15 protein-coding genes and 11 tRNA genes are annotated in these 12,700 nt (G+C 36.9%); 25 read left to right on the forward strand and 1 reads right to left on the reverse strand.

The annotated features are described in order from the left end of the window. Positions 1-236 precede the first annotated feature (236 nt). The 13 genes from BCI01S_RS16675 to BCI01S_RS16735 all read left to right on the forward strand — a co-directional run bounded on the left by BCI01S_RS16675 (position 237) and on the right by BCI01S_RS16735 (position 10,522). Positions 237-1,247 carry a LolA family protein gene (locus BCI01S_RS16675; RefSeq protein ID WP_047944182.1) on the forward strand — a complete coding sequence of 337 codons (1,011 nt, stop codon included), beginning with the start codon at positions 237-239 and terminating at the stop codon, positions 1,245-1,247. A 153-nt stretch (positions 1,248-1,400) separates the two neighbouring features. Then, the gene (gene alr / locus BCI01S_RS16680; RefSeq protein ID WP_047944181.1) at positions 1,401-2,558 is read left to right on the forward strand and encodes an alanine racemase; all 1,158 of its coding nucleotides are present in this window, start codon (positions 1,401-1,403) and stop codon (positions 2,556-2,558) included. A 335-nt stretch (positions 2,559-2,893) separates the two neighbouring features. Further along, complete coding sequence (locus tag BCI01S_RS16685) at positions 2,894-3,175, forward strand: CopG family ribbon-helix-helix protein (protein WP_047944180.1); 282 nt, start codon at positions 2,894-2,896, stop codon at positions 3,173-3,175. Between the two features lie 4 nt (positions 3,176-3,179). Beyond that, positions 3,180-3,530 carry a type II toxin-antitoxin system endoribonuclease NdoA gene (gene ndoA / locus BCI01S_RS16690; RefSeq protein ID WP_016201246.1) on the forward strand — a complete coding sequence of 117 codons (351 nt, stop codon included), beginning with the start codon at positions 3,180-3,182 and terminating at the stop codon, positions 3,528-3,530. A 122-nt stretch (positions 3,531-3,652) separates the two neighbouring features. Next, positions 3,653-3,862, forward strand: coding sequence for a hypothetical protein (locus BCI01S_RS16695; protein WP_047944179.1), 210 nt, complete (start codon positions 3,653-3,655; stop codon positions 3,860-3,862). 196 nt (positions 3,863-4,058) lie between these two features. Further along, on the forward strand, positions 4,059-4,424 hold the full coding sequence (locus BCI01S_RS16700) for an STAS domain-containing protein (protein ID WP_047944178.1): 366 nt from the start codon (positions 4,059-4,061) through the stop codon (positions 4,422-4,424). A 3-nt stretch (positions 4,425-4,427) separates the two neighbouring features. Beyond that, positions 4,428-4,829, forward strand: coding sequence for an anti-sigma regulatory factor (locus BCI01S_RS16705; RefSeq protein ID WP_047944177.1), 402 nt, complete (start codon positions 4,428-4,430; stop codon positions 4,827-4,829). A gap of 11 nt (positions 4,830-4,840) precedes the next feature. Continuing rightward, complete coding sequence (locus tag BCI01S_RS16710; RefSeq protein WP_047944176.1) at positions 4,841-5,851, forward strand: PP2C family protein-serine/threonine phosphatase; 1,011 nt, start codon at positions 4,841-4,843, stop codon at positions 5,849-5,851. 55 nt (positions 5,852-5,906) lie between these two features. Further along, a complete protein-coding gene (locus BCI01S_RS16715; RefSeq protein WP_047944175.1) occupies positions 5,907-6,239 on the forward strand; it encodes an anti-sigma factor antagonist in 333 nt (110 codons plus the stop codon). Then, on the forward strand, positions 6,236-6,706 hold the full coding sequence (rsbW, locus tag BCI01S_RS16720) for an anti-sigma B factor RsbW (protein WP_047944173.1): 471 nt from the start codon (positions 6,236-6,238) through the stop codon (positions 6,704-6,706). Before BCI01S_RS16715 ends, rsbW begins: the two co-directional genes overlap by 4 nt. Further along, positions 6,684-7,481 carry an RNA polymerase sigma factor SigB gene (gene sigB, locus BCI01S_RS16725; RefSeq protein ID WP_047944172.1) on the forward strand — a complete coding sequence of 266 codons (798 nt, stop codon included), beginning with the start codon at positions 6,684-6,686 and terminating at the stop codon, positions 7,479-7,481. Before rsbW ends, sigB begins: the two co-directional genes overlap by 23 nt. Continuing rightward, entirely contained in the window at positions 7,478-8,074 is a 597-nt protein-coding gene (locus tag BCI01S_RS16730) for a PP2C family serine/threonine-protein phosphatase (RefSeq protein ID WP_047944171.1), read from the forward strand. The genes sigB and BCI01S_RS16730 overlap by 4 nt, the downstream gene beginning before the upstream one ends. A 258-nt stretch (positions 8,075-8,332) precedes the next feature. Beyond that, the gene (locus BCI01S_RS16735; RefSeq protein ID WP_061800171.1) at positions 8,333-10,522 is read left to right on the forward strand and encodes a Tex family protein; all 2,190 of its coding nucleotides are present in this window, start codon (positions 8,333-8,335) and stop codon (positions 10,520-10,522) included. A gap of 88 nt (positions 10,523-10,610) precedes the next feature. Here BCI01S_RS16735 and cmpA read toward each other — a convergent pair whose 3' ends face one another. After that, positions 10,611-10,727 carry a cortex morphogenetic protein CmpA gene (gene cmpA, locus BCI01S_RS25340; RefSeq protein ID WP_095258007.1) on the reverse strand — a complete coding sequence of 39 codons (117 nt, stop codon included), beginning with the start codon at positions 10,725-10,727 and terminating at the stop codon, positions 10,611-10,613. Between the two features lie 221 nt (positions 10,728-10,948). Between cmpA and BCI01S_RS16740 the strand changes: the two genes are divergently transcribed. The 12 genes from BCI01S_RS16740 (at position 10,949) to BCI01S_RS16795 (ending at position 12,691) form a co-directional block, all read left to right on the forward strand. Continuing rightward, positions 10,949-11,425 (forward strand): SprT family protein, encoded by a 477-nt coding sequence (locus tag BCI01S_RS16740; RefSeq protein WP_047944169.1) that lies wholly within the window; start codon positions 10,949-10,951, stop codon positions 11,423-11,425. 156 nt (positions 11,426-11,581) lie between these two features. Further along, positions 11,582-11,656: transfer RNA gene (locus tag BCI01S_RS16745), tRNA-Asn, on the forward strand. Positions 11,657-11,663: 7 nt separating this feature from the next. Continuing rightward, a tRNA-Ser gene (locus tag BCI01S_RS16750) sits at positions 11,664-11,754 on the forward strand. 22 nt (positions 11,755-11,776) lie between these two features. Beyond that, a tRNA-Glu gene (locus tag BCI01S_RS16755) sits at positions 11,777-11,848 on the forward strand. A 23-nt stretch (positions 11,849-11,871) separates the two neighbouring features. Further along, positions 11,872-11,948 (forward strand) — tRNA-Asp (locus tag BCI01S_RS16760). A gap of 14 nt (positions 11,949-11,962) precedes the next feature. Continuing rightward, positions 11,963-12,037, forward strand: a tRNA-Gln gene (locus tag BCI01S_RS16765). A 1-nt stretch (position 12,038) separates the two neighbouring features. Then, positions 12,039-12,114, forward strand: a tRNA-Lys gene (locus BCI01S_RS16770). A 16-nt stretch (positions 12,115-12,130) separates the two neighbouring features. Beyond that, positions 12,131-12,215: transfer RNA gene (locus tag BCI01S_RS16775), tRNA-Leu, on the forward strand. 56 nt (positions 12,216-12,271) lie between these two features. Beyond that, positions 12,272-12,355, forward strand: a tRNA-Leu gene (locus BCI01S_RS16780). Between the two features lie 64 nt (positions 12,356-12,419). Then, positions 12,420-12,496 (forward strand) — tRNA-Arg (locus BCI01S_RS16785). Positions 12,497-12,500: 4 nt separating this feature from the next. Next, a tRNA-Pro gene (locus BCI01S_RS16790) sits at positions 12,501-12,577 on the forward strand. A gap of 40 nt (positions 12,578-12,617) precedes the next feature. Continuing rightward, positions 12,618-12,691 (forward strand) — tRNA-Gly (locus tag BCI01S_RS16795). The last annotated feature ends 9 nt before the right edge of the window (positions 12,692-12,700 follow it).

Here is a 12,700-nt window from a genome sequence, read left to right on the forward strand (position 1 = left end):
TTTGGTTTAGGCAAGGAGAAATAAACAGAAGAAATATCAACAAAAAGACTTATGATTTCAAGTAGCATATTCCCGAAGGTTGTCTCATATATTCATAGAGAAATAGGAGAGACAAGTATGGTTTCGCGGTTTCTAATAGGCAATTCCAAGAGAGAAGGAGAGGAGTTTCTATTAGAAATGCTGTTTGCTTATTTTTCTCTCTTTCGACGTGAAATGAGAATAGGGGAGTTGAAAAAATGAACAAGAAGATTTGGTTGCTATTTGTAGGGCTAACGGTCATGCTTTTGTTAACTGCCTGCGGAACAAAATCGAAAGAAGATGTTCTGACTGATTTAAAAGAAAAGGTCGAGACAAAGGGGTATAAAGCAGACGCCGAAATGACTCTCAAGATGGGAACAGAACCACAGACTTATGAAGTGGAAGTGTGGCATAAGGACCCAAGTTTTTATCGAGTGAATTTAAAGAATTCAGCAAAAAATCAGAGCCAGATGATTTTGAAAAATGAAGAAGGCGTCTATGTATTAACGCCAGCTTTAAACAAATCCTTTAAGTTTCAAAGTGAGTGGCCGGAAAATAGTAGTCAAGCTTATCTCTATGAGTCTTTAGTGAAGGATATTGAAGAAGATAAAGAGGTGAAATTTTCTGCTACAGATAAGCATTATGTTTTTGAAACAAAAACACGCTATCAGAATAATAAAATGCTTCCAACTCAAGAGATTGCCTTCAGTAAGAAGGATCTTTCTCCTGTCAGTGTAAAAGTAAAGGATGTAGAGGGAGTAGCATTGGTTACGGTGAAGTTTTCTAATGTGAAGTTTGATGTTTCCTTTGATAAAAAGGACTTTGATTTACAAAAGAGCATGACTGCGGCTAAGATGGTAATCCCGGTTATGGGAGAAATTGAAGACAAAGACTTTACTGTGAAATATCCTGAAGAACCATTAGAAGGAGTTAGCTTGGTAGAAGAGAAAAAAATGGCTTCTGAAAACGGGAATCGTGTAATCCTCACATATGATGGAGAAAAATCTTATACGATTATTCAAGAAAAAGCAGTAGTAGCACCAGCTACAGCAGGACCAATTGTTAGTAAGGGCGATCCAGTGGATTTAGGATTTACCATTGGAGAAGTTACAGATTCTAAAGTATCATGGACGTTTGAAGGCGTCGATTATACGATTGCATCAAGTGACTTAACTCGTGATGAATTAGTTACTGTTGCGCGCTCCGTACAAGGAGAGGCAATAAAATAAGTACTACTCAGGCAGCCTTCTACAGGGGGCTGTTTTTTTATGTGGAATAATTACTTCTTCTGCTAAACTTATAAGGATAGAATTGACAAGCGGATCAATCAGTAGAATAATTTAAGGAACAAGTTTGTTAATTAAAAAGGACGTGTGTGGATTTTGAATCAAGAAGATACCTTTTATCGAGATACATGGGTGGAAATTGATCTTGATGCTATTGCATATAATGTTGGTGAATTAAGAAAAAAATTACATCCAGAAAATAAGTTAATAGCAGTAGTAAAGGCAAATGGATATGGGCATGGAGCTCTGCAAATTGCCAGAACTGCTTTACGGTCTGGTGCGAATTACTTGGCTGTAGCATTTTTAGACGAAGCAATCAGTTTAAGAAAGCAAGGAATAACAGCACCGATTCTTGTACTTGGTGCAAGTAGACCGAGAGATGTCATGACAGCGATAAAATATAAAATAACTTTAACTGTTTATTATAAAGAATGGTTAGAAGAAGCTGTCCAATTTTTAAATAAGGATGCTTCATTAACGATTCATTTAAAGTTAGATACAGGTATGGGGAGAATTGGGTTTAGAAACGAGTTGGAAATTCAATCCGTAGAAGAATTGCTGGTAAAACACCCAAATATTGTAGTCGAGGGCATTTTTACTCATTTTGCGACAGCGGATGAAAAAAACTCTTCCTACTTTGAGAGCCAAATTCAACGCTTTAAGGAATTGCTCTCTTCTTTTACAAAACTGCCTGCAATTATACATTGTAGTAATAGTGCTGCGAGTCTTTTGCATCCTGATTTACAATATAATGCTGTGCGTTTCGGTATTTCGATGTATGGATTAACACCTTCTCTTGAAATTGAACAAGATTTACCTTATCCATTACAAGAAGCCTTTTCCTTGCGGACAAAATTAGTCCAAGTGAAAAAATTAAACAAGGGCGATAAAGTAAGCTATGGAGCGACTTATGAGGCAAAAGAAGAGGAATGGATAGGGACTTTACCAATCGGTTATGCAGACGGATGGTTACGTAAACTGCAAGGTCAAGAGGTTCTCGCTGAAGGAATAAGAGCGCCGATTGTAGGGAGAATTTGCATGGATCAATGTATGATAAGGCTGCCGTTTTATTTAGAGCCAGGAACAGAAATAACGTTAATTGGGAAGCAAAGGGATGCTGAAATCTCTGTGAATGAAATTGCTGCTAAACTAGAGACGATTAATTATGAAGTCACATGTATGATTTCTACAAGAGTCCCGCGGATTTTTAAACAAAATGGAAATGTCACAGAAACAGTAAATTTCTTAATCTAGAGGAAGACAAAGCAATGGTGGTTTCGGAATCTTGCTGCCAAATGAATATTTTAAACTCAAGATCAAATAAAAGTAATGGATAAGGAAATGACTGAATACATTAATTATGGTCATAGATACCATTTGAAGATCTATTTATATGAAAAATATGGAAGAACAGCTATTATTTTTGTGAATAATTTTCGTTTTTCTATTCTTTCATGCATAAAAGGGATAATTTTTGGCGGATAATACAGTAGAATTGCTGAATGGACTTTGCAGAAACACTTATTAGTGGTATGATTAAAAAAAGCAGAGCTAAAAATGGTGTGTAGTGATGGTGGAGGTGTATGTTTGTGTCTGAATCTAGCACAACGACAGAGATCATGATAAAATTACCAAAGCATTTGTTAACTGAATTGGACGGCTTCGTTAAGCAGGAAAATGTTAATCGTAGTGAATTTATTTATCAAGCAACGAAAATGTATCTTCGCGAACGGAAAAAGAGACATATCCGCGAATCGATGAGACGAGGATATATGGAAATGGCTAAATTAAATTTATCCATTGCATCAGAAAGCTTTCTCGCAGAATACGAGGCAGAGCATACAGTAGAACGTCTTGTAAGCGGAGGGTAATCCTTTGATTGTCAAACGTGGTGACGTTTATTTTGCAGACCTATCCCCAGTTGTTGGTTCAGAGCAAGGCGGCGTCCGTCCTGTACTTGTCATTCAAAACGACATCGGGAATCGGTTCAGTCCCACAGTCATTATTGCAGCAATTACAGCTCAGATTCAAAAGGCTAAATTGCCGACTCATGTGGAAATTGATGCGAAGCGATATGGTTTTGAAAGAGATTCGGTAATTCTTTTAGAACAAATTCGTACGATAGATAAACAGAGGCTAACGGACAAAATTACTCATCTTGATGAGGAAATGATGGAAAAAGTCGATGAAGCTCTACAAATTAGTTTAGGTCTCATTGAATTTTAAGTATAATGCGCTCATTGAAGCGCTTTTTTTAATAACCCTAACTGCAACCTTTTTGTATGTAAAAAAGCTCGTATGTCAAACTAGAAAGAACCTCCTTATTTAGTAAGGAGGTTCTTTCTAGTTTGACAGGAAATAGTGAAGCATTATTTTTACTAAATAACAAAAAAATTTCTATAATAGGTTTGAAGGATAAGGAAAATGGGAATATAGAAAAGTCATCACCTATCTTTAGTAGAAAGATGAATAAATTTTCAAGTGGAGAATATGCCCAAAAGTACCACTTGTTTTTCAATATACCCATTTTTGAAAATAAAAAGTCTCTGTTAATATGATAAAATGAAGGAAGTAACTCAGGAAAATATGGAGCAATCAAATTGGTGATTATGGATGGATTTTTTTATAATCTTTAGGTTTACCAAGTGAAGCTTCTTGCATTTATTTTAGATTTTCTTCCATCTAAATAGAGGATCCCTAACGCGGGATGGATAAGTGTGTAAAAAATATTAAAAGAAAGTTGGTTGGTTTTGGGTGAATAGAGTAAGAATACCAATATTAAAACTTTATGACTACTTACTAGTATCCATTCAATGGGAATTAGATGACCAAACAGCCCTTCAGTTTCAAGAGGATTTATTAAATAAAATCCATGAAACCAGTGCGAACGGGGTAGTTATTGATTTAACTTCTATTGATTTTATAGACTCATTTATTGCAAAAGTATTAGGTGATGTTATCGGTATGTCGAAGCTAATGGGGGCTAAGGTGGTACTGACAGGGATTCAGCCTGCTGTTGCCATCACCTTAGTAGAGCTAGGTATCAGTTTAAACGATGTTTTAACTGCCTTAGATCTAGAAAAAGGTTTGGAGAAATTACAACAGGAATTGGAGGACTGACCTATGGGAGACCAATCCTGTGTAAAAATCATAAATGAATGGGATATCGTTGCCGCTCGGCAATTAGGCAGAAACCTCGCCAAAGAGCTCGGCTTCGGTACCGTTGATCAAGCCCGTATAACTACAGCAATTAGTGAATTAGCAAGAAATATATATTTATATGCTGGTCAAGGACAGATTTGTATAGAAAAGCTTTTTGATAATGGGAAAGCTGGTTTAAAACTAATTGCGATGGATAGTGGTCCTGGAATTAAGGATATTAGACAAGTGATGCAAGATGGTTTTTCTACTTCTGGCGGGTTAGGAGCCGGATTGCCAGGTGTGAAACGTTTGATGGATGAGTTTGATATTAAAACCTCTATTGGCGATGGAACAGAAATCCAGGCGGTGAAGTGGCTAAGATAGGGGGGGAGATAATGGATTTCCGAGAAATGATGGAATCTAAATATCGAGATCTTCTTGTGAACTATATAAAAGATGAATCTGAACAAGCTCTTTATCAAGGGCAAAAGTTTAGTAGGAAATCAATTGAACAAAAAATATCACCAGAAGACATAATCAGTTTACATAAATCTATTCTGATGGATTTATATCCAGATATACCTGGATATGTAACAAAATCCTTCGATATACTTCTAGAGGTTATGATAGGCTATGGATTTGCTTATAGAGAACATCAAAGCTTGCGTCATGTTCAGCAAGAGTTAAGAAGCGAAATGGAAATAGCAGCAAATGTACAGCAAACACTATTAAGCACAGATATTCCAAAGGTCGATGGATTAGATATTGGGGCAATAAGTGTACCGGCTAAAATGATGAATGGCGATTATTATCACTTTGTTCATGATGATGATCAGATTATTAACATTGCCATTGCAGATGTGATAGGGAAGGGTATTCCTGCTGCTATGTGCATGTCGATGATTAAGTATGCGATGGACAGTCTTCCGGAAAATAGGAATAAACCAAGCAATGTTCTAGAAAATTTAAATAGGGTTGTAGAACAAAATGTAGATCCTAGTATGTTTATTACCATGTTTTACGGAGCATATGATGTGCTATCACATGTATTTCATTATGCGTCAGCTGGTCATGAGCCTGGCTTATATTATCAAGCGGAAACGAAACAGTTTAGTGAGCTGAAGACTAAGGGATTGCTGCTGGGTGTTGATAAAAGAACGAAATATCAGCAGTTTGAAAAGCAAATTTATCCAGGAGATATGATTGTTTTAATGTCAGATGGAGTAACCGAGTGTAGAACAAAGGAAGGCTTTATTGAAAAAGAAACGCTTCTTGGATACATAAGGAAACATATGCATTTAGATGCACAGAATATTGTAGAAAATGTCTTTAAGGAATTAGAAAAAATTCAAGATTTTCAATTACGTGATGATTTTACTTTAATTATTTTTAAAAGAGAAGTTTAATGGTACCTCCAATAGGGTATAAGACAATATCGTAATAATGTGAAGGTGGGTCGGGATGAATATCATAATAGATGTAAAAGAAAAAGAATTGGATGTAGAAGTTAAGGTTTCTGGTGAAATTGATGCGTATACTGCTCCGAAATTAAGGGAGCGGATTTATTCCTTCTCTGAGAAAAAAGGAATAAAAATGATAATAGATTTATCCGATGTAAATTATATGGATAGTACTGGTTTAGGTGTATTTGTAGGCATATTTAAGAATGTTCGAGCGAATAATGGTGAATTTAAGTTAGTAGGTCTATCAAGCCGCTTAATCAGATTGTTTGAAATAACCGGATTAGCAGACATTATAGACATAAATAGCAAGATAGAAGGTGGAATACAATGAGTCATTTTGAGTACATCGAAATGAAAATTCCTTCTAAACCAGAGTATGTTGGGATAATTCGCTTAACGTTGTCTGGGATTGCAAGCAGAATGGGCTTTAGCTACGATGAAATTGAAGACTTAAAGATAGCAACAAGTGAAGCCTGTACAAATGCTGTGCAACATGCGTATAAAAATAAAGACGCAGGAGAAGTTTTAGTTGGATTTCGATTATATAATGATCGATTAGAAGTCATTGTAGCCGATAATGGGAAAAGCTTTGACTTTCATTCCACTACAAAGGATCTGGGTCCGTATGAGCAGGATGAGTCGGTGGAATTTCTTCGTGAAGGAGGACTTGGCCTATACTTGATCGAAACATTAATGGATGAAGTCAAGATTCACCATAATAACGGGGTAACTGTTTTCATGACAAAATACCTCGAAGGAGAGCAGGTGGAGAGGGATGCAGAAACAATCTCAACCTAATCGCCATTTATCAAAAGAAGAAGTAAATGCTTTAATTAAAGACTTTCAAAGTACACAAAATGAGAAGGCGCAAGAAGCGCTTGTTATAAACTATCGCGATTTAGTAGAAATGCTGGCACGAAAGTATTCTAAAGGTAAAATGTTTCATGAGGATATCACACAGGTTGGAATCATTGGATTAATAGGGGCTATTCATCGCTATGATGAAAGCTTCGGAAAAAGTTTTGAAGCCTTTGCGGTTCCAACCATAATTGGAGAAATTAAACGGTTTTTAAGAGATAAAACTTGGAGTGTTCATGTACCCAGAAGAATAAAAGAGCTTGGTCCTAAAATAAAGAAGACGGTTGAGCAGCTTACTACCGATTTACAGCGTTCTCCAAAGGTGGATGAAATCGCCGATTATTTAGATGTATCTGAAGAAGAAGTGCTAGAAGCAATGGAAATGGGAAGAAGTTATCAAGCATTGTCTGTTGATCATTCGATTGAAGCAGATTCGGAAGGTGGAACTGTTACACTTCTAGATATTGTCGGAGATGTAGATCAAGGCTTTGAAAAAGTAAATCAAAAGTTAGTGCTGGAAAAAGTACTCCATGTACTAACAGAGAGAGAGAAGAGTATTATTCAATATACATACTTGGATAATCTTAGTCAGAAGGAAGCTGGAGAGAAGCTGGGGATTTCTCAGATGCATGTTTCTAGGCTTCAGAGAAGAGCAATCAAAAAGCTGCAAGAAGCAATTCAGGCGGAGACCAGTAATTCGGAGTTTATCTTATGAATGAGTTGAAAGACAATAATGTTCATGTGCTTTCCTATCAGACTAGCAAGAAAGGGAAAACCCTTTGTGGAGATAGTTTCTTTTATACATCAACGGATGAATACTTTGTTTGTGTATTAGCAGATGGACTTGGCAGCGGCGAATATGCAAACGAAGCATCCGTTGCAGTTACGGAGATAATTAAAGAAAACCATGGGAAGTCTGTAGATGAATTAATGGAACTATCGAATAATGTTCTAGTCAAGAAAAGAGGAGCTGCTGTTTGTGTTTTTAAAATAAACTATGCTTCTAAGACAATTGTTTACAGTTGTGTAGGCAACATACGATTCTTTCTTTATTCTCCTTCAGGTAAACTGACATATCCACTCCCAGTAACGGGGTATTTATCAGGAAGGCCTCAACATTATCATACACAACGTTTTACTTTTGAAAATCATGCTAAATTTCTTGTTTTTTCCGATGGATTTAATATTCAAGGAATTAAAAATTTGCTAAGAGGATATTTGCCTATTAGGTCCATAGCAGATGATATTATTGGGAAATATAATAATTCTAACGATGATTCTACTTTTATACTAGGAAGCTTACTTTGAAAAGTAAGCTTTTTTTTGTTCAAAATGAAAGTTCATTCATTTAGCCGTATCCTTTGCTTCGATAGTGAAACCTATAAGCTAGTAAAATAGAAAGAGAAAGGAAGGGATGGAATTTCCTTTATGTTGATAATATGTTTTCCAAGAACCTTTTGATAAAATAGAGATAGATCAAAATAAAAGGTATTACTTCCAAGTATAAAAATAATGGAATAATAATTTACGTGATGTTCGACGGATCTAGAAAGGATAGTGAGTGTTATGGAGAAGGCTTTGGAACAGGAAAAAGGACAGAACTATTTAGCGATTATAGCAAAAGAACAGAGTGTATCAATTAAACAAGTGAAAAGCGTTATTACATTAATAGAAGATGGAAATACGGTTCCTTTTATTGCTAGATATAGAAAGGAACAAACAGGGGCACTAGATGAGGTGCAAATAAAAGATATCATTGATCGGTATACATATATTCAAAACTTAGCACAACGAAAAGAAGAAGTTATTCGTTTAATTGAGGAACAGGGGAAGCTCACAGAAGAGCTGCATAACAACATTATAAAGGCAATTAAGCTACAAGAAGTAGAAGATTTATATCGTCCGTATAAACAAAAGCGTCGAACAAAAGCAACCATTGCAAAAGAAAAAGGGCTGGAGCCTTTTGCAGAATGGTTAATTAGTAAAGAAAAGAAAAATTCTTTAGAAGAAGAAGCAAATAAATACATCTCGGAGGAAAAAGAAGTCTTATCCATTGAGGATGCAATTAATGGAGCGAAAGATATATTGGCAGAACAGATATCAGATGATGCAGAGAGCAGAAAATGGATAAGAAATAAGACAATGCTTACTGGGAAAATTCAGTCTAGCGCTAAAAAGGTAGAGAAGGACGAAAAAAATATTTATGAAATGTATTATGAATATGAAGAACCAGTAAATAAAATTGTCCCTCATCGAACTTTAGCTTTAAATAGAGGTGAAAAAGAAGATGTTTTAAAAGTAGCCATCGTTGCTCCGATAGAAGTAATTACTGAATACTTGGAGAAAAAGTGGTTAACAAATGCCCAATCCCCTGAAGGATTAATCATAAAAGAAGCTATTGATGATGGCTATAAACGTCTTATTCAGCCATCCATCGAAAGGGAAATAAGAAATGAGTTAACTGAGAAAGCGGAAGAACAGGCAATACACATTTTCTCAGAGAATCTTCGCAATCTATTATTACAGCCACCTCTAAAGGGGAAAATGGTTCTTGGAGTGGATCCAGCATATCGGACAGGCTGTAAGTTAGCGGTAGTAGATGAAACAGGAAAAGTATTAGAAATAGGGGTTATCTATCCTCATCCGCCTGTATCTAAAGCAGCAGAAGCAAAAGCAAAGTTCCAAGAAATCCTAGATCGATATGATATTGAAATGGTTGCAGTAGGTAATGGTACTGCTTCAAGAGAAACGGAACAATTTGTAGCAGATATGCTAAAAAAGCAAAATAAAGAAATCTATTATTTAATAGTGAATGAAGCGGGAGCGAGTGTATATTCTGCTTCAGAAATTGCAAGAGAAGAGTTCCCGGATTTCCAAGTAGAAGAAAGAAGTGCTGTATCGATAGCGAGAAGACTGCAAGATCCGCTTGCTGAATTGGTTAAAATTGATCCAAAATCCGTTGGAGTTGGTCAATATCAACATGATGTATCTCAAAAAAAATTAGCAGAATCATTGCACTTTGTAGTAGAAACAGCAGTTAACCAAGTTGGGGTTAATGTAAATACAGCATCTCCTTCTTTGTTACAATATGTTGCGGGTCTTTCCAAAGCGGTTGCTAATAATATCGTAAAGAAACGAGAAGAAGAAGGGAAATTCATAAGTCGAAAACAATTAAAGAAGATACCGCGCTTAGGTGCAAAAACATATGAACAGGCAATTGGGTTCCTACGTGTATTGGATGGAGAGGAGCCTTTAGATAGAACGGGCATACATCCAGAGCATTACGATGAAGTAAAAAAACTCTTATCTACATTAGGATTTAAAACAAAAGATATCGGTACTACAGCTTTAAGGGAAGCATTAACAAAGGTTAATCTGAAGGAAAGTGCACAGGAACTTAATATAGGGGAATTAACGCTAAAGGATATTATTGAGGCATTAGTTCGTCCATCCCGAGATCCACGTGACGATTTAGCTGCACCATTATTAAGAAAAGATGTATTGAAACTAGAGGATCTGCAAACGGGCATGGAACTACAAGGAACGGTGCGAAATGTAGTTGATTTTGGGGCGTTTATAGATATTGGTGTAAAGCAAGATGGCTTGGTCCATATTTCGAAGCTAAGCAATAAGTTTGTTAAGCATCCCCTTGATATAGTAGGTGTGGGAGATGTTGTTACTGTTTGGGTAGACAGCGTCGACCATAACAAAGGAAGAGTTGCACTAACGATGCTAAATCCAAAAGAAGAAAAATAGCAATAAAAAGAAGCCTGCGTTGATGGAAGAGATAACGCAGGTATTCTTAGTTTATAAAGAGAAAGTGAGTTCATTTTATAATGAAAAGTTAATTAGCAGTATTTTTGCGGCAATAGTAATACCAGCATTGATTCAACAGCTTGACTTGATAGCTATTTTTTTCATAGAAAGCTTTTTTGATTTGGTTTTGTAACCAATTAGGCATTATATTCACTCCTTGTTTTTTGATTTTGGCTAGCTAAAAAAAGATAAATTTGCTTTAGCCTTTCATGCCGATAACTAAAAAAGGTAGAAAATTGCCTAGTTTAAGGTGAGATTATAGAATTATCAATTTAACATAATTACATGATTGTGTACGTTTTAGTAAGTTATAAAACTATTGTATGCTATAATAGTTTGTCTTGTTGAGGAGGAATGAGCGGTACGATGACAAATGAGGAATTGCAAAAGTTAGTGGAGAATATATCGTGGGATTACTTTAAAAGAAGTTTTGAGCACAAGGCAATTTTTAATCCGCGATTAAGAACCACTGGTGGAAGATATTTGTTAAGCACTCATAATATTGAAATCAATAAAACATATTATGATCTGATGGGTTTGGATGAATTAGTAGGGATTATAAAACATGAATTATGTCATTATCATCTTCATTTATTAAACAAAGGATATCAGCACAAGGATGCCGATTTTAAATCTCTTCTAAAAATGGTAGGTGGTCCAAGATATTGTTCACCGTTACCAGTTGAAAGTAAGAGAGGGAAATCGAAGAAAATACTTATTTACTCTTGTGTTTCCTGTAAACAGCAATATACGAGAAGAAAAAGAATGGATATAAAAAAGTATGTTTGTGGGAAATGTAAGGGAAGATTAAAATTAGAAGAAGTGATTCAGATGGATAAGTAATGAAAGATGGATGGATTGTGTTTTAAAAAAAGTTTTGAAAGGTGCTTGACTTATTATTTATATGTCCTTATAATGTAAAGAGTCGACAAGAGAGCAGTTGTTATAACGCTGCTAGTGATTGTTTCTTTTGATAACAAATATGTCGATGACAATTATTCCGCAGTAGCTCAGTGGTAGAGCATTCGGCTGTTAACCGAACGGTCGTAGGTTCGAGTCCTACCTGCGGAGCCATTTTTTTGGGGAAGTACTCAAGAGGCTGAAGAGGCGCCCCTGCTAAGGGTGTAGGTCGCGTAAGCGGCGCGAGGGTTCAAATCCCTCCTTCTCCGCCAGAAAGCAATTTGGTGGTATTATGGCCCGTTGGTCAAGCGGTTAAGACACCGCCCTTTCACGGCGGTAACACGGGTTCGAATCCCGTACGGGTCATTTATTATTTTATAAAAAAGTTTGGTCCGGTAGTTCAGTTGGTTAGAATGCCTGCCTGTCACGCAGGAGGTCGCGGGTTCGAGTCCCGTCCGGACCGCCATTTATATTTAATATTGGGCTATAGCCAAGCGGTAAGGCAACGGACTTTGACTCCGTCATTCGTTGGTTCGAATCCAGCTAGCCCAGCCAAGAGCCATTAGCTCAGTCGGTAGAGCATCTGACTTTTAATCAGAGGGTCGGAGGTTCGAATCCTCCATGGCTCACCATTATATATTAGAATAAGCGGGTGTGGCGGAATTGGCAGACGCACTAGACTTAGGATCTAGCGCCGCAAGGCGTGGGGGTTCGACTCCCTTCACCCGCACCATCTAATTTGATGAACGAAACAGATTTATGAATGTACAATGGATCATCTCTTATAGTGCGGTCGTGGCGGAATGGCAGACGCGCTAGGTTGAGGGCCTAGTGGGGGTTAACCCCGTGGAGGTTCAAGTCCTCTCGGCCGCATCAAAAAAAGTGTTGACAGCCGATAAAAAATATTGTATGATTATAAAGTCGCTTTCGGAAATATGCGCCCGTAGCTCAATTGGATAGAGCGTCTGACTACGGATCAGAAGGTTATGGGTTCGACTCCTTTCGGGCGCGCCATATTCGGGAAGTAGCTCAGCTTGGTAGAGCACTTGGTTTGGGACCAAGGGGTCGCAGGTTCGAATCCTGTCTTCCCGACCATGAATGTTCGTCAAGCAAAAAAGTATATCACTCTTATTATGCGGGTGTAGTTTAATGGTAAAACCTCAGCCTTCCAAGCTGATGTCGTGGGTTCGATTCCCATCACCCGCTCCATTTTATTTT

The sequence above is a fragment of the Niallia circulans NBRC 13626 genome (genome assembly GCF_001591585.1).
In the GTDB taxonomy this organism is placed as follows: Bacteria; Bacillota; Bacilli; order Bacillales; family Cytobacillaceae; genus Niallia; species Niallia circulans.